At 45.0% G+C, this 16,649-nt stretch carries 12 protein-coding genes and 1 tRNA gene; 10 read left to right on the plus strand and 3 right to left on the minus strand.

From position 1 onward, the window contains the following. Positions 1-95: 95 nt before the first annotated feature. The 6 genes from DDR33_RS21245 (at position 96) to DDR33_RS21270 (ending at position 9,382) form a co-directional block, all read left to right on the plus strand. Positions 96-3,104, plus strand: a complete 3,009-nt coding sequence (locus DDR33_RS21245) for a SusC/RagA family TonB-linked outer membrane protein (protein ID WP_109417821.1) — start codon at positions 96-98, stop codon at positions 3,102-3,104. Positions 3,105-3,114: 10 nt separating this feature from the next. Continuing rightward, positions 3,115-4,773 (plus strand): RagB/SusD family nutrient uptake outer membrane protein, encoded by a 1,659-nt coding sequence (locus DDR33_RS21250; protein ID WP_109417822.1) that lies wholly within the window; start codon positions 3,115-3,117, stop codon positions 4,771-4,773. A gap of 552 nt (positions 4,774-5,325) precedes the next feature. Continuing rightward, positions 5,326-5,399, plus strand: a tRNA-Pro gene (locus DDR33_RS21255). A gap of 480 nt (positions 5,400-5,879) precedes the next feature. Further along, entirely contained in the window at positions 5,880-6,710 is an 831-nt protein-coding gene (locus DDR33_RS21260) for a TerC family protein (RefSeq protein ID WP_109417823.1), read from the plus strand. 6 nt (positions 6,711-6,716) lie between these two features. Then, positions 6,717-8,393, plus strand: coding sequence for a glycosyl hydrolase family 28-related protein (locus DDR33_RS21265; RefSeq protein ID WP_109417824.1), 1,677 nt, complete (start codon positions 6,717-6,719; stop codon positions 8,391-8,393). Between the two features lie 98 nt (positions 8,394-8,491). Next, positions 8,492-9,382, plus strand: a complete 891-nt coding sequence (locus tag DDR33_RS21270) for a polysaccharide deacetylase family protein (RefSeq protein ID WP_109417825.1) — start codon at positions 8,492-8,494, stop codon at positions 9,380-9,382. A gap of 10 nt (positions 9,383-9,392) precedes the next feature. On the opposite strand, the gene DDR33_RS21275 is transcribed toward DDR33_RS21270, so the two are convergent. Next, complete coding sequence (locus DDR33_RS21275) at positions 9,393-9,983, minus strand: TlpA family protein disulfide reductase (protein WP_109417826.1); 591 nt, start codon at positions 9,981-9,983, stop codon at positions 9,393-9,395. An 18-nt stretch (positions 9,984-10,001) separates the two neighbouring features. Next, a complete protein-coding gene (locus tag DDR33_RS21280; protein ID WP_109417827.1) occupies positions 10,002-11,342 on the minus strand; it encodes an MBL fold metallo-hydrolase in 1,341 nt (446 codons plus the stop codon). A 371-nt stretch (positions 11,343-11,713) separates the two neighbouring features. Between DDR33_RS21280 and DDR33_RS21285 the strand changes: the two genes are divergently transcribed. The 3 genes from DDR33_RS21285 (at position 11,714) to DDR33_RS21295 (ending at position 14,914) form a co-directional block, all read left to right on the plus strand. Beyond that, entirely contained in the window at positions 11,714-12,151 is a 438-nt protein-coding gene (locus DDR33_RS21285; protein WP_109417828.1) for an Hsp20/alpha crystallin family protein, read from the plus strand. A 327-nt stretch (positions 12,152-12,478) separates the two neighbouring features. Beyond that, positions 12,479-13,516 (plus strand): glycosyltransferase family protein, encoded by a 1,038-nt coding sequence (locus tag DDR33_RS21290; RefSeq protein WP_109417829.1) that lies wholly within the window; start codon positions 12,479-12,481, stop codon positions 13,514-13,516. Between the two features lie 21 nt (positions 13,517-13,537). Next, positions 13,538-14,914, plus strand: coding sequence for a GH1 family beta-glucosidase (locus tag DDR33_RS21295; protein WP_109417830.1), 1,377 nt, complete (start codon positions 13,538-13,540; stop codon positions 14,912-14,914). On the opposite strand, the gene DDR33_RS21300 is transcribed toward DDR33_RS21295, so the two are convergent. Further along, on the minus strand, positions 14,855-15,733 hold the full coding sequence (locus tag DDR33_RS21300; RefSeq protein WP_109417831.1) for a UDP-2,3-diacylglucosamine diphosphatase: 879 nt from the start codon (positions 15,731-15,733) through the stop codon (positions 14,855-14,857). The two genes, DDR33_RS21295 and DDR33_RS21300, sit on opposite strands and share 60 nt — an antisense overlap. A gap of 247 nt (positions 15,734-15,980) precedes the next feature. Between DDR33_RS21300 and DDR33_RS21305 the strand changes: the two genes are divergently transcribed. Then, positions 15,981-16,625 (plus strand): HAD family hydrolase, encoded by a 645-nt coding sequence (locus DDR33_RS21305; RefSeq protein ID WP_109417832.1) that lies wholly within the window; start codon positions 15,981-15,983, stop codon positions 16,623-16,625. Positions 16,626-16,649 lie beyond the last annotated feature (24 nt).

The following is a 16,649-nucleotide window of genomic DNA, read 5'->3' on the forward strand; positions in this document are numbered from 1 at the left end:
CTCAGAGTTAATCAAGCCGGAATTAACCACAGGCTACGGCTGCAGGCAAAGTGATTTTCAAACAAATTATTTATCAGAACCTAAATGTTAATACGATGATCAAAAAACTTACTCTTTTAGTCTTTCTGATTTTTTCATATAACTTGATATCTGCGCAAAGCCCCCAAGTTATTAAGGGTCGGATAGTCGATGATACTGACGCCCCGTTGGCTGGGGCAACGGTTTTTCTCACAGTTGAAAAGAAAACAGCAGTTACAAATGCTGCCGGCAATTTCAGCATCACTTCAAATAATGCAGAAAATAAGCTTCGCGTAACCTTCATCGGTTGTAAAACCAGGGAGTTTGACCTGGCAGCATTTGAAAATGGCAGTACCATTGTCCTGTTAAACGATGGAAATAAGCTAGACGAGGTGATTGTGGTGGGTTACGGTACAACCGTAAAGAAGGATCTTACAGGTGCGGTAAGCACCCTGAGTGCCGATCTGATCACCGATCGTAAAACAACTCGTGTAAGCCAGGCTCTGCAGGGGGCTATACCAGGTGTTCAGGTAAACCGCAATGCAGGTACACCCGGTGCAAGCGGCAGCATATTAATAAGGGGTATCACTACTTTGGGCGTGAATGATCCACTGGTCATTATCGACGGCGTACCCGGGAGCCTCGATAACCTGAACCCCGACAATATAGAAAATGTTACGGTACTTAAAGATGCCGCATCCTCTGCCATATATGGTTCGCGTGCTGCTGCTGGTGTCATTTTAGTAACTACCAAACGTGCTAAAGACGGACAAACCGACTTTAATTACAATGCCGACTTTGGTTTGCAGAAGCCTACTACCATGCCAGAGTTTGTTAATGCGCAAACTTATATGTCTTTATTTAACGAGTTGAAAGTTAACGATGGAGCCACACCTATTTATGATGAGGCAATCATTAAAGATTATGCTGCTTTAAACGCGGCCAATCCTGATAAATATCCCAACACTGACTGGCAAAAAGCTTATTTTAAAGAGAACGCTTTTCAGCAGCGGCATGACCTGAACTTTACCGTAGGTACGAGAAACGTAAAAACCAAGGTGATTGCAGGGTATATTGACCAGGGAGGCTTGGAGCCAAACCGTTCATTTAACCGATACTCGTTCCGCGTAAACAACGATCTGCGGTTTAACGATAAACTGAACGCGAATGTCGATTTTTCTTATTACAGGGCACAATCCTTATCTGCAACTACTTCCAATATCAGTTTGGTCAGGCAGCTCCCCGCAATTTTTGACGACTATTACAGCGACGGGAGGTATGCGCCGGGTAAAGACGGTGCTAATCCTATTGCCAATAATATGCTTGGGGGACGGAACAATGTGCGCAATAACCAGTTCAGTGCCCGCCTTCAATTAAATTTTGCGCCTGTTAAGGGCCTTAAACTAAGCGCAATATTTGCACCTCAACTGGGTTTCTTAAACTCAAACGTGTTTTCGCAAATGGTGACTTATACATCACTGACAGATCGTTCGGTTGTGGTTAACACGTTTAACAACACGAATTCCCTGACACAATCAAACACGTACAGCCAGGCGTTAAATTCGCAGTTTTTGGCCAACTATCAAATATCGGTCGCAAACGATCATTCCTTTGGCTTTTTGTTAGGTTATGAAAGTAACGATTTTCGGGACGAGAACTCAGGCGCTTTCAGAGATGGTTACGTATTGCCGGATTACCAGGTACTCGATGCGGGAGCCAAAGTGAATGCTGCCAACTCAGGCAATGCATCCGAAAGTGCTTTACGGTCGTTTTTCGGCCGGGTGAATTATAATTACAAAGGTAAGTATTTATTGCAGGCTAATGCCCGTTACGATGGTTCTTCGCGCTTTGCACCCTCAACCCGCTGGGGTTTCTTTCCGTCAGTATCGGCCGGCTGGGTAGTGTCCGAAGAAGAGATGTTTAAAGGCAAAATGCCATTCTCTTTTTTTAAGATAAGGGGTTCATGGGGGCGTAACGGCAACCAGCAAATAGGCAACTACAGCTATCAATCGCTGATCAACCTAAACACCGTATTGTTTTATAACGCTGCCGGGCAGATCGTACCTGCCACTGCGGGCAACCAGTTAAACTATGCAGTTAACGACATTACCTGGGAAGCCAAACAGGATTTTGATATCGGTATGGATATGGCATTCTTCAGAGACCGGCTGTCGGTAACAGTCGATTATTTCAATAAAACTACCTTCGATATATTGTTGAATTTGCCTATCCCACTGAATACCGGGCTGCTTGAAACTCCTCAGAACGGTGGTAAGATGCTCAACAAAGGCTGGGAACTACAGGTAGGGTGGAACGACAGGATAGGTAAGGACTGGAAATACAGCGTATCTGTAAACCTGTCCGACTATCGTAATAGAGTTGTCGACTTAAAAGGTACTTCTACGCTTGGCTCGTATGCCTTGCTGGAGGGGCAGCCATACAACGTCTGGTATGGATACAAAAATCAAGGGTATTTTAAAGATGCGGAAGATGTTGCAGCCTCGGCCAAATTAACGGGCACTGAAAAGCCAGGCGATATTAAATATACCGATTTAAACGGCGATGGTAAAATTACTGCCGATAAAGACCAGGTGCCTTTAGGCAATTCATTACCGCGCTATTTATTTGGGGGGAATGGCAGCGTAAGGTACAAGAACTTTGATTTTGGTTTCTCATTCCAGGGAGTGGGCAAGCAGCTAAGCCGCCTTAGCGGGTTTATGGTACAACCCTTCGACAGCAACTTCGGAAACGTAAATACTTATTACATTGGTAACTACTGGACAGCAGATCGTCCCAACGCCAAATATCCGAGGCTGAGTTATAATAATAAGAACATCAACTACGATCAAAGCTCAGATTTTTGGTTCTTCAAGGGTTCGTACATCAGAATAAAGGATGTCACCTTCGGTTATACGTTTGAACCCTCCGTGTTCAGACGTCTGGGGATAAAAAACGCGCGGTTATTTGTAAGTGCGACAGATCTGGTTACATCAAGCCATTTTCCAAAGGGCTGGGACCCAGAAGGTACGCAGGGTAATAACCCGTTGGTAGTAACTTACTATACAGGCCTAAGTGTTACTTTTTAATTCACCAATTATGAAAAATTCACACGTATATATAAGCTTGCTGCTGATGTTGTCAACAGTAGCGGGTTGTCGCAAGCTAGATCGTTTTCCGCTCGACAGCCCAAGTACAATTACCTTTTACTCTACCAAAACTGAGCTGGAACTTGCAGTTAATGCACTCTATAACAGCGGAATTTATCCGCAGGATTCGGAAGAATGGTCAGATAATTTTTGGAACAGGGCCTATCTTGGTAATGAGATCATCCATAGCACGGCAACGGTGCAGTCGTCTATGTTTTCAAATACCTGGCTATCCTGCTATAAAGGCATAGCCAGGGCGAACGGAATTCTGGACAACATTAATAAGGCCACAGACATCACCGCGGAATACAGGCAGCAAATTGAAGCGCAGGCCCGGTTTGCACGCGCGTATGGGTACTCTTTACTTATTGTTCATTTTGGTGATGTGCCCTTAATTAAAACGACACTTTCGCTTGCCGATTCTTACAAGATTAAAAGGACTCCGGCAGCAGAAGTTCAAAAATTTATCAATGACGAGTTTGATTTTGCAGCCTCGATACTGCCGGCAAGTTACAAATCCGGCTTGCAGTATTTTACAAAAGGAGCAGTGCTGGGTATGAAAGCGCGTCTGGCAATTTCGCTTAATGACTGGGGCACAGCAGCCGATGCCGCAAAACAGATCATGGATCTGAAGGTGTATAGCTTGTATCCCTCGTACCGGAATTTGTTTTTGCGGGCAGGTCAGCACAGCTCAGAGATCATACTTTCGTTCCCAAGATCGATAACCTACCTTAATACCTACGATATTCAATATACTATATCAAGGTTAGCAGGCGGATTTGCCTCCAATATTCCTTCGCATGAACTTATCGACAGCTACGAATGTACTGATGGGAATACCATTGATAAATCGCCGCTGTATAATGTAAGTAAACCCTTTGCCAACCGCGACCCGCGCCTGAGTGCAACAATCGTTACTCCGGGCGATACTTTTTTAGGTTACGTTTTTCAGAATCACCCCGACAGTACATTGGTCTTTAGTACTAAAGACAACAAGAAGATAACCAATAAAGATAATAAAGGTGCGGCGAATCCTTTCGCCAGCTTTACCGGCTATTTATGGAAAAAAGGAATTGACGACAGCCAGCTGGCAAATATCAACAAAGTGGATCTTGACCAGATCGTGCTGCGGTATGCCGAAATATTATTGATATATGCAGAAGCTAAGATAGAACTTAACCAGGTAGATCAAAGTGTTCTGGATGCTATCAATATGGTCAGGGCCCGGGGATATGGTGTGTCTGCCGAAGCTACAGCCAGCTACCCGGCAGTAACTACTACCGCGCAAGCAGGTTTAAGGAAGATACTACGCCGCGAACGCCGTATAGAACTGGCGCTCGAAGGAAGACGCTATCTTGACTTGCTGCGCTGGAAGTTGATCGATAAAGTTTTCAGCAAACCTATGTATGGTGTGCCGCTTAACAAATCCGATTACCCATATCCTGGTATCCCCGTGTTTGATGCTGATGATATTCCCTCTTACGACGCATTTGCATCAAAACTCACGGTTATCGATACACGTGTATTCGACGCCAAATTTTACATATGGCCGGTGCCTTATAACGAGTCGGCCTTAAATAGCGAACTGGGACAAAATCCGGGATGGTAACCAACATCACTGCATTGCAAAATGCAGTGATTGCTTATTATAATTGAAAAAGCTCTTCGCCGGACTTAAAGATGCAGAGGGAAAATGAGTTTGTTAAGGATGTTGGAGCTTCCATGGCTTTACGGCTTCGATAATAGCGCGTGCCTTGCACAGGATAAATTGCTATTCCCAGATAAAGGTGTTCTCCGCATCCATTATCCTGTCAGACTAAAGGCCGGGTAGACGATAGGGACATGTTGCTAGCTTGTTTATCCATGGAAGTATGATGCTGGGATAATTATTCTGCACATCTCCGTCTGGATCATCGGTTTTAATCGTTCCTGTATCGTCTGCAATTTCAATAGTTGTCCTTGCAGATATAACTACAACCCGGAACGCGGTGGAGAGCTGCCCGGGCAGCTTAAGTAGGCCTAGAAGTCCTTGCCATTTTAAGTCGTTTTTTCCTGCTGAAAGTCATTTGAATTTTTTTAAAAAAAATGTTTGATAATTAAAATAGAGTTTCTATCTTTGCAGTCCCTTCAGGGGAAGTTCTTAAATATAAAAAAACAAGTTCGGGGTGTAGCGTAGCCCGGTATCGCGCCACATTTGGGATGTGGAGGTCGTAGGTTCGAATCCTGCCACCCCGACTTTAAAGGACAGGTCAGATTTATTTCAGGCTTGTCCTTTTTTATTTATGCCTCAATTTTAGTCTATTCCTATAAATAATTGCTGTTGAATAAGATTCTGGTGACATGGGGGGAAATTATAACCAATTGGCTTTGGTTAAATTGGGAGATATTTTTACAGACACGCTTTTTTCGGCTTATTGGGAAAGATAATAAACGAAATTAGCTCGTGGCACAGTTAATGAACTCAAGGAATCTCACTTTATAGTTTTACTCCCAATGAAATAAAACACAGCGATCCAGATCAGTCCTTTAATCAGAAAGAACAGGAACCCGATTATTCCCACGCGTTTCAACCAAAGCAGGATTTTTTCTTTCATGGCCTCTGCTAAGATACAATCTAAATACCGGATTCCGATGCGGTCAATAAATATCTAAAAAATCATCTTTCTTAAGTTTTTGCTATGTCGTAGGTTTGCCGCAGGTAAATCAACAACATTCATGGATTTTTTACATACTCTTTTAGGTAGTGATATTGAGGCCGGACTACTGATAATTCTTAACCTGATTGTTATAGAAAGCCTTCTTTCTGTGGACAATGCTGCTGTGCTGGCAACAATGGTCATGGATCTGCCGAAAGAACAAAGAAGCAAGGCGCTGAGATATGGAATAATAGGAGCATATGTTTTTCGGGGAATATGCCTGCTGCTCGCTGCCTGGCTCGTTAAAATATGGTGGCTGAAGCCCCTGGGAGGCCTGTATCTGCTTTATCTCGCTTTCAGTTATTTCAGGAAGAAATTTTCTACTGATACGGAAGGAGAAGACGCGGAAACCGTGGACAAACAGGGAAGCTGGCTTTATCGTTCTACCGTAGGGTTGATCGGTAATTTTTGGGCAACCGTAGCATTGGTAGAAATAATGGACCTTGCTTTTTCGATTGATAATGTTTTTGCAGCAGTTGCATTCACAGATCATTTGTTCCTGATCTATGCAGGAGTATTCATTGGAATTCTGGCCATGAGATTTGTCGCTCAATCCTTTGTGAAGCTGATGGAACGGTTCGCTTTCCTTGAGTCGGTGGCTTTCATCGTTATTGCAGTGTTAGGAATCAAGCTTTCATGTTCTCTGCTGACGCATTTCTGGCCTCATATACCGGTTTCGGAATTTCTCGAAAGCGAACAGTCTGACCTGTTTATTTCTATATTTACCGTCGCAATTTTTATTCTTCCGGTGCTGTCCTCCCTTCTTTTTAATTTTCCGGCTAAACATCACAACAAGGTCAGGGAAGAAGAAAAGAAAGAACGAATCCCTGAAGAAGAATATGTAAACTGATCCGGAATGAACCGATACGGCATATTAACCTGCGCATTTCTGCTGAGCAATATTCTCCATGCCGGAGCACAGCAATGGCGCAGTAAGCTTTATCCGGAGTCTCCGAAGAAGGTGGAAGCCAATTTCTATTCTGACCAGATGATCCAGGACTTCTCATTTGCCGGGTATCACAAGGGGGACAAGGAAATTCCTTCAGGCTTCTCAACGATACTGGACGTCACAACGGCGCCGTATCATGCCGACAGCTCCGGTAAACAGGACGTGACCCTTATTCTTCAGAAAGCAATCGATGATGCCGCCAGTGTAAAAGGCGGTGCTGTCGTGTTTCTTCCCCAGGGAACCTATAAAGTCAGTCCGCAAAAAGGTAAGAAATATTGCCTCCTGATTTCACATTCTAATACTATCCTGCGCGGTGCGGGGCAGGCCCGCAGCCGGATCTTTAATGTCTCTGCGGGGATGAGAGGCAGAGCAATTCTGCTGGTTTCGTCCGGTTCATCCTGGCGTACCGAAGGCTGGGCTCTTCAGCGGATCGCAAAAGACCTGATGGCTCCGTCTACATCCATCCCGGTTGGTTCTGCAAAAGATTACAAGCCGGGTGATCTGATCATTATCAGGAACTATATTAACGATGATTGGGTTGCAGATCACCGGATGTTACCGTACTGGAAGGGAAGGGGGGGCAACCTGGGCGGCTTACTTTACTTTAGAAAGGTTATCTCGGCAGACAATAAAAAGAATATTCTTACCATTGATATCCCCACGCGTTACGCTCTTAAAACAGCACAAAATTCCTGTGTATATAAAGCTCCTCCTGTACTTTCGGAAGTCGGAATTGAAGACCTTTCTTTTGGCAACGTTCAAAGCTTTCAGGAAGGAGACTGGAGTGAAGAATCCTTTACAAAGCGGGAAAATCCTTCCTATGAAAGTCACGATTCCTGGGCTGTTGCGATAGAAGGGGTGTACAATGGATGGATCAGGAAGGTGGCTTCCTGCTGTCCCACGGGAAATCTTTCCGGGGCTCATCTCCTGTCTAATGGCATAAAGCTCTCTCAAACAGCCAATGTAAGTATCCTCGAGTGTGATTTCAGGAAGCCTCAGTTTGGAGGGGGCGGCGGAAACGGCTATATGTACCGGATCATGGGTAATGAGAACCTGATAAAAGATTGCCGGGCGGAAGCAATGCGGCATGGCTTTGTATTATCAGGAATGAATGCCTCCGGCAATGTGTTCTTCCGCTGTATAGACAAAGATACCGGCCGGCAGACCGGCTTAAGCGGACACGAAAAAACAAGCGGGAGCGGCAGCGATCATCACATGCACTTCAGTCATTCCAATCTCTTCGATCAATGTACGGTTGAGAACAGCTTTTTTGCGGCCGGGTGGCGCAGATGGGGAGGAGCGACTATTCATGGCCTTACCGCTGCCCATAGTGTATACTGGAACCTGGTGAGTAACGGCACCCAGGAGTATGGTGTACAAACCCAGCAGGGTCGTTATGGCTATGTTATTGGTACCTCGGGAGATAAACCCGGAGTCAGGACCACTGCATGGTTAGAAGGCACAGAAGAGATCACAGAGCCACTTGATTATACAGAGGGAATCGGGGCAGGCGCAACGCTGATCCCCCAGTCGCTTTATCTTGATCAGCAGGAAAAGAGAAAACAGCGGGAAGCAAAAGATTAAACCGGCAGCACCTCATTATGATACTACGGAAAAATCAGTTCAAAGATTTATTGCTTTAAGCAGGACTTTCTTTTATTTTGCGGCTTTATTGATTCATTATGCTATTTCGGGTATACAATTATCTTATTCTTTCCGGTCTGTGCCTTAGCCTGCTGTCCTGCAATCAAAAAGGAAGCCATTCAGACGCTGACAATACTAAATCCGGCGCAGATACCGCTCTTGCCAATTCTTCTGCACCTGTTACATCGTCTTCCCCTAAAAACCGGAAGCCAGCTGATGCAGCGACGATATTAAGCCGTAAGCAGGTGCCTGTTCTCTGTTATCACCAGATCCGGGATTGGCGCGCATCCGATTCCAAAACAGCCAAAGACTATATTATTCCTGTTTCTACATTTAAGGATCATATTAAAATGCTGGCAGATAGCGGATACCATACTGTGCTTCCTGACCAGGTATATAATTACCTGGTATATGGCGATCCTTTGCCTTCCAAGCCTGTTATGATCACTTTTGATGATACCGAGCTGAATCAGTTTGCGATAGCCAATCCAGAGTTGAAAAAGTATGGCTTTAAAGCAGCGTATTTTATTATGACCGTTTCACTCGGAAGGCCAAACTATATGAGCCGTGACCAGGTGAAACAATTATCGGATGAGGGAAACATGATCGGAAGCCATACCTGGGACCATCACAATGTGAAAAAATACAAGGGAGATGACTGGCTTATCCAGATTGAGAAGCCAACCAAAACACTGGAGGAAATAACAGGAAAAAAGATAGAGCACTTTGCATATCCTTTCGGGCTCTGGAATAAAGAAGCAATTCCAGAGCTGAAAAAGCGTGGTTTCAAGTCTGCATATATACTGGCTACCAAACGGGATGATGCAGATCCCCTGTTCACGATCAGGCGTATTATAGCGAGTGGTTACTGGAGTGCGAAGACACTGCACAACAGTATCGTCAATAGTTTTGCAGAGAAAAGGAACTAAGCCGGACGGCTTAATTCCCTTTGCTTAGTTTTTCCAGCAGCCCAAAGGCTTCCGGCGAAGAGTAGTCGGCAGCCCCTTCATGCCGGAATACTATTTTTCCGGTCTTATCAATAATGATCGTAGTGGGGATTGCACCGGTCAGCAATTGACCCGGGATGTCGCTCTGCGGAACATACACCGGCAGATCGTATTGATGTTTATCCATAAATTTCTTCGACCGGTCATAGTTGCCGTCCACATCAACAAGGAGAAATACGATGTTCTCATCCTTACTGAATCGCTCCCGCAGGGTGTTTATCGACGGCATTTCTGCTATACAAGGCGGGCACCAGGTTGCCCAGAAGTTCAGGAGGATCACTTTACCCCTCAGTTCTTTGAGGTCGACAGTGCTGCCAGACGGCGCACCCAGAAGCAGGGAAGGGGCAACGGAAACTTCGTCACTCTTACCAGTTGAAGGGTCAAAGTCTGAATTTAAGATTCCTGTGCTGATCAGTCCCCTTATTAAAAACGCTTTTGCATCTTTGTTAAGAGCAATAAACGCCAGCAGGGCGAAGGAAATCAGGAAGCCGGCATTGGATTTTAGATATTTTAACAGGCGCATACTAGCAGGGATCACGCTTTATTTAAAATCACTTATCGCTTCCCCAAGATCGTACACCTCTGCCTTTCCCTGAAGTTCAGCCGCCAGTATAGAGCTGCCCGCTGCACTTCTGTATCCCGCCGCACAGTGAACCACAATAGGCTTATCCACGGGAATTTCGGTAAACCGTTTCCTTAACTCCGGAAGCGGGATCGAAATGCTGTTGGTAAAGATCTTTTTCTCATTCACTTCCGATGCATTTCGTACGTCGACTATCGTATACTTCTCTTGATCATCCTTTAGTTCAATGGCCGGCAGTTTCTGGTTCTTCAGTGGGCCTTCTGTAATCACAAAGGCTTTTTTGATCAGCTTTTCATAGCCGATAGATGCAGTCCTCCTGATCATCCGGTTTAGCTGTTCAGCCGTTTCTCCTGCCAGGCAGAATGATTCGTCTGGACGGATGATGGTGCCGAGCCAGGTCTCGAATTTTTCACCCTCCATAATATTGACTGAATAAGGAAGATGACCTTCTTTGAAGATCTCTTCTGCCCTCACATCAACCACCCACGCCGTTCTGTCACAACCTTCTCCTTGTGTCTGCGAAAGTTTCACCGCAGGTACACTGTCCCCAAAATTGTCAGCCCCTTTCATGTTTAACTCTACATCATAAGGAAAGTAAGCAGGTATAAAGGGTTGATTCGAAATGAGTTCCTTTACAAATTCATCTTCCGTCATATCACGCAGCGCCCAGTTGCCAACTTTCTCGCGACCGATAGTACTGCTATTGGCTTTACTAAGGGATTTACCGCAAAGAGAGCCTGCTCCATGTGCCGGGTAGACCACCACATTGTCATTCAGAATCATCACCTTCTCTCTTAGCGAGCGGAACATTTTTTTTGCCAGTTCTTCCCGCAACACAGCGGCGTTCTTCTGTGATTCCCTGAGGTCGGGCCTGCCCACATCTCCTATAAATAAAGTATCTCCTGTAAATAGTGCTTTCTGTTTTCCGTCGTGTTCAAGGAGAATAGAAATACTATCGTTAGAATGGCCTGGTGTATTTAAGGCATGCAGTTTTATCTTTCCCAGTTCAATAAGATCACCGTCATCAAACGTTTTATGTTCAAACTTTGCATTCATCAGCCTGCTCACATAAATGGCCGCTCCCGTTGTCCGGTGGATTTCGAGGTGGCAACTTACAAAATCAGCATGCGAATGTGTTTCGATTACCCCTGTAATGGCGGCTCCTTCTTGCCGGGCATATTCGTAATAGGGCTCCGGGTTGCGTGAAGGGTCGATTAGAATGATCTTTCGTTCACATTCACTTAGTATAGCATAGCTGTAGTGTGAGAGGTATTTATCCTCAAATTGTTGAATCTTCATTTATGTAATTGTTTGCTTTACCGGAACTGCAAGGTAGCTTGCTGATTTTCCATATTGCTTTTACCGGGAGCAAATTTACGGCAATTAGTTAAGTGCCGATGGTAACTTTAGTCACTTTAGATTAATTTTTATCCGTTAATATTCATTCAATTGCAGGAGATGGGCCGGCTTAATAGCTGATTTTGCCATCAAAAAATGAAAAAATGGCAGTATCTCTGTGCTTCGAAGCTGGATTTTTCATTGTAGTTCTGAAAATATTACAGCTCGTCCTTGTAATATTTCAGGAAAATGTACCTGGCTTTCGGGTGGCATACCCTTTGATTTATACACGGTGATTTTGATTAAGTCAACAATAAAAGGAGGACATAGTCATGTCATTAGTTAAATTTAATAACGGTAAAAGCAATGCATTGGTCCCAGGGATCGATGACATTTTTGAATCTTTCTTCAATGATTCTTTCTTATCAGACAGGATGATTTCGAGGGTTCCTGCCGTCAATATCTGCGAAACAGAAAATGAGTACCACATTGAACTGGCAGCGCCCGGTCTGAAAAAGGAAGATTTCAAAATTAATCTCGACCGGAATATGTTGTCTGTTTCCGTGGAGCAGAAACCACAAAATGCTGAAGAGTCGAAGAAATATAACAAACGCGAGTTTAACTATACGTCGTTTGTAAGGTCATTCGCCTTGCCTGACAGTGCAGATAACGCCAGGATAGAGGCAGAGTACAAAGATGGGCTGCTCAGCATCGTAGTTGCTAAAAAAGAAGAAGCCAGGTCGGTTTCCCGTCAGATTGAAATTAAATAACCAATGTGTTGGTTTTGAAATTAAAGAGGCTGCACCCAGATTGAGGAGACAGCCTCTTTTTGTATGTGCCCACCCGAATTTGGGCAGACGAATCGCCGGCAATAACCTTTGTCAGATTTTGCAAATATCAGGTTACAGGTCCGTTAACATAATGATCATATCTTCAAAATGTAAAAGTAATACTCTGAGAGTACCTTGCACATATAAGATGAACGAAACCATGAAGATCAGGGTAAATCCGCTTTTATTTGTCTATTATGTCAGAACCTTGCTTTTCCGCGCAGGAATGAAATCATTTTTCCTGCACTAAAGAGCCTGGCTGTTCCTATGACAAAAATTTTGTATGCGGTTCAGGGAACCGGTAACGGACATTTGAGCAGGGCAATGGAAGTAGTCCCCTGCCTGGAGAAAATAGCCGAAGTGGATGTACTGGTCAGCGGCATTCAGGGTGATCTGGAACTGCCTTTTCCAATTGCCTATAAGCTCCGCGGCCTAAGTTTCATATTTGGAAAATCCGGAGGAGTGAATCTTTGGAAGACCCTCGTAAAAGCGAATCTTCGTAAACTGGCTAAGAGCATCAATCTGCTTCCGGTTGAAAAATACGATCTTGTTATTAACGACTTTGAACCTGTTTCAGCATGGGCATGTTACCTGAAGAACAAGCCTTGTATAGCTTTGAGTCATCAGGCCGCAGTACTTTCTCCAGGTATGCCTATGCCCGAACATACCGATATGATCGGTAAACTCGTTCTAAATAATTATGCTCCGGCCAGTGCCCGTTATGGGTTTCATTTTCAATCTTATCAGGACAATATATTCACCCCTGTTATCCGGAAAAAGATAAGAGAACTGGAGATCCGCGACCGCGGGTATTATACCGTCTATCTTCCTTCCTATGACGATGAGAGGCTGATCAGCCGCTTGTCGGTCTTTAAGGATGTCGAATGGGAAGTATTCAGCAAGCATAACAGGAAGCCGGCTAACATAAAGAATGTTCGTATCCGTCCAATCGACGGAAATAAGTTTATCGAGAGTATGGCCGGGGCATCGGGCGTCCTGTGCGGGGCAGGCTTCGAAACCCCCGCAGAGGCTCTGTTTATGAAAAAGAAGCTTCTTGTGATTCCTATGAAAAATCAGTACGAACAGCATCTCAATGCAGCTGCACTTAAAGCTATGGGCGTACCGGTGATTAAAAGTCTGAAACCGAAACATGAGCTGCTCATTTCCGGCTGGCTTGAAAGTAAAGGGATTGTGCCTGTTGACTACAAGGACAATACTCAAAGTATAATCAATAGGGTTGTCGAACGGCATTTAGCCGCAGATCCGGGAGACTGGAGCATTGACAATCAGTTTAAAAATGCCTAATCTTATAATTTCAAATATTTAATGGACAGAGAAGGGGAAAAGCTTCACAGAGATCAGTTTGGCGATACTTTTAAATGGGGTGTTACCACTGCGGCCTTCCAGGTTGAGGGAAGTTGCAACGCCGATGGAAAAGGCCCGTCAATATGGGATACTTTTACCGCCAGGAAAGGCAGGATCAAAGACGGACATCATGCGGGCACCGCTTGCGATTTCTACAATTGTTACCAGCAGGATGTAGCGCTGGTAAGAAGGCTCAATATTCCCAACTTCAGGTTCTCCCTTTCCTGGCCGCGGCTTCTGCCTTCGGGTACCGGGCAGGCAAACCGCAAGGGGATCGACTTTTATAACAAACTGATCGATTCGTGCCTCGAAAATGATATTACCCCCTGGGTGACACTTTATCACTGGGACCTTCCCCAGGCGCTCGAACAGAAAGGAGGATGGACCAACCGGGATATCGTTTCCTGGTTTTCGGAATATACCCACTTGTGCGCGCGAACCTATGGCGACCGTGTTAAAAACTGGATCGTACTCAATGAACCCATGGTATTCACTGGTGCCGGGTATTTTCTCGGGCTGCATGCCCCGGGACGTACTGGCCTGAAAAACTTCTTCGCTGCTGTTCATCATGCAGTATTGTGTATGGGAGAAGGGGGAAGGATTCTGCGCTCAGAGGTCCCGGATGCAGAGATCGGAACAACCTTTTCATGTTCTCATATCGACCCCTGGTCTTCAAAACCACGGGATATCAAAGCCGCAGTGCGCGCAGATGCTCTCCTCAACAGGCTGCTTATTGAGCCTGTACTGGGTTTGGGGTACCCTGTAAACGATGTGCCTGTCCTGAAAGGCCTCCGCAAGCATTTTAAAGAGGGAGACGAAGAGAAGATGAAGTTTGATTTCGACTTCATCGGGTTGCAGAATTACACCAGGGAGGTTGTCAGATATTCTCTCCTGACTCCCTATATTCATGCAAAGCTCGTAAAGGCGGAACACCGGAATGTTCCTTTAACTACTATGAAATGGGAAGTTTACCCGGCTGCTATTTACCACATCCTTAAAAAGTTTGAAGCCTATCCCCAAATAAAAAAGATCTACATCACCGAGAACGGTGCTGCATTTCCTGATACAATGAAAGACGGGAAGGTGGACGATCCCCAGCGTCTTCAGTTTATCCGCGATAATATAGCCCAGGTGCTGAAGGCGCGCGAAGAAGGCTGCAGGGTCGACGGCTATTTTATCTGGACACTTACCGATAATTTTGAATGGGCAGAGGGCTACCATCCCCGTTTCGGATTAATATATGTTGACTACGCTACCCAGAAGCGCACCATAAAAAGCTCAGGAAAGTGGTATGCCCGGTTTCTGCTGGGTCAGAACAGGGTTGCAGAAGTGCTGTAGCAGGCTTTTTACATCCATCTTCGATTTTAAATCTTCTGAATCGAACAGGTCCGTATCTTCGGATGCTTCTGCAAACTGCTCCGGCTGGTACCGGTAGATCTTCCATTCTCCCTTATGAAATTCCAGGGCAGTAAGGTTCTCCACCCAATCTCCCGAATTGAGGTATAAAACATTGCCTTTTTCAGTAGCAATTTCGCGGAGCTCTGGCTGATGAATATGCCCGCATACAACGAAACGGTATCCCTGGTCTATTGCAAGTTCTGCGGCAGTATGTTCAAAGTCATTGATAAATTTCACGGCATCCTTAAACCTGGCCTTGATCTTTTTAGAAAAGCTCATTTTTTCCCTCTTCAGGAGTGCCAGCAGCCAGTTCACAAGGCTGTTCAGCAGGATCAGACTGTCATACCCGATGGCCCCAAGCTTGGCGAGCCATTTAGAATGCTGCATGGTGACATCAAATACATCTCCATGAAAAAACCAGGCCTTGCCTCCATCCAGTTCCAGTACCAGCTTATTCGTCAGTTGAAAGCTTCCTATCTCCAGGTCGCTGAATTTACGAAGCATCTCATCATGGTTCCCCGTGAGATAATATACAGGAACCCCGTCGGAGATGAATTTCATGATCCGCCTCACAACTTTCATGTGCGATTCAGGCCAGTAAGACTTACTGAACTGCCATATATCAATAATGTCACCATTAAGGATCAGCTTTTTCGGCCTGATACTTTTCAGATATTGAAGGAGCTCCTTTGCGTGGCATCCGTAAGTTCCCAGATGTACATCCGAGATGACAACCAGATCAACTTCCCTTTTTGGCATAGCGAAATAAAATATTTGGAAATGAGACTTCAAACATGAGATATCAGATGTCAGGGGTATGTTTATATAGGGCTTTCAATCTTGTTCCGGTGTTTGATTGAGCATGAATATCTGATTGCAAATTTGCCCCATTGCCATTAAGTTAATATTAAGGATATATGAAATGTCAGGCCTGTGCATTCAACTTGACGCAGGGATGTTTTTCGGTCATTTTCTTCTTTCAACTTTTAGCTTAATTTTGCCGCCGATGGATAAAAACTTGAAAGAGGCTTTCGACGGGTTGATTTTTGATCTTGACGGAACGTTATGGGACTCTACCGTAAGTGTTGCCAAAGCGTGGCAGGCGGCAAAAGAAGAAGTGGGATATGTGAAAACGGATGTTACCCCTGAGATGGTTGCCGGGATCGCCGGAATGACCTATGATGCAATCTATGATACATTATTCCCCGATCTTGACAGCGCAAAACGAAAAGAGTTTCAGGCTTTATGCGCAAAAAAGGAACTCGAAGTATTGGAAGAAGACGGTGGCATACTTTATCCCGGTCTCGAGGAAACCCTTCGGTACCTCTCATCCCGGTATAGATTGTTCGTGGTAAGCAATTGCCAGAGCGGCTACATTGAGATTTTTCTCACCTATAGCAAGCTTGCCCATTATTTTAGCGGACACGCCTGCTACGGAACAAAAAATCAGCCGAAAGCAGAAAACATAAAAGAGGTGGTAGCTCAGTATAACCTTCAGTCCCCCGTTTATATCGGCGATACAATGGGCGACTATGAATCAAGCAAAAAAGCAGGCGTTCCTTTCATCTTTGCCTCCTACGGGTTCGGTGATGTAAAGGAGGGACAGATCGCAACGATTGCACAGTTTACAGATCTGAAAGAGCTGCTGTAAAGGGCGGTTGGCTGTTAGCAGTTG

Source organism: Pararcticibacter amylolyticus (assembly GCF_003130405.1).
In the GTDB taxonomy this organism is placed as follows: domain Bacteria; phylum Bacteroidota; class Bacteroidia; order Sphingobacteriales; family Sphingobacteriaceae; genus Arcticibacter; species Arcticibacter amylolyticus.

Excerpts from the sequence above, each read along its gene's own strand:
- DDR33_RS21245 (WP_109417821.1), top strand. The coding sequence starts at position 96 with ATGATCAAAAAACTTACTCTTTTAGTCTTTCTGATTTTTTCATATAAC.
- DDR33_RS21250 (WP_109417822.1), top strand. The coding sequence starts at position 3,115 with ATGAAAAATTCACACGTATATATAAGCTTGCTGCTGATGTTGTCAACA.
- DDR33_RS21260 (WP_109417823.1), top strand. The coding sequence starts at position 5,880 with ATGGATTTTTTACATACTCTTTTAGGTAGTGATATTGAGGCCGGACTA.
- DDR33_RS21265 (WP_109417824.1), top strand. The coding sequence starts at position 6,717 with ATGAACCGATACGGCATATTAACCTGCGCATTTCTGCTGAGCAATATT.
- DDR33_RS21270 (WP_109417825.1), top strand. The coding sequence starts at position 8,492 with ATGCTATTTCGGGTATACAATTATCTTATTCTTTCCGGTCTGTGCCTT.
- DDR33_RS21275 (WP_109417826.1), bottom strand. The coding sequence starts at position 9,983 with ATGCGCCTGTTAAAATATCTAAAATCCAATGCCGGCTTCCTGATTTCC.
- DDR33_RS21280 (WP_109417827.1), bottom strand. The coding sequence starts at position 11,342 with ATGAAGATTCAACAATTTGAGGATAAATACCTCTCACACTACAGCTAT.
- DDR33_RS21285 (WP_109417828.1), top strand. The coding sequence starts at position 11,714 with ATGTCATTAGTTAAATTTAATAACGGTAAAAGCAATGCATTGGTCCCA.
- DDR33_RS21290 (WP_109417829.1), top strand. The coding sequence starts at position 12,479 with ATGACAAAAATTTTGTATGCGGTTCAGGGAACCGGTAACGGACATTTG.
- DDR33_RS21295 (WP_109417830.1), top strand. The coding sequence starts at position 13,538 with ATGGACAGAGAAGGGGAAAAGCTTCACAGAGATCAGTTTGGCGATACT.
- DDR33_RS21300 (WP_109417831.1), bottom strand. The coding sequence starts at position 15,733 with ATGCCAAAAAGGGAAGTTGATCTGGTTGTCATCTCGGATGTACATCTG.
- DDR33_RS21305 (WP_109417832.1), top strand. The coding sequence starts at position 15,981 with ATGGATAAAAACTTGAAAGAGGCTTTCGACGGGTTGATTTTTGATCTT.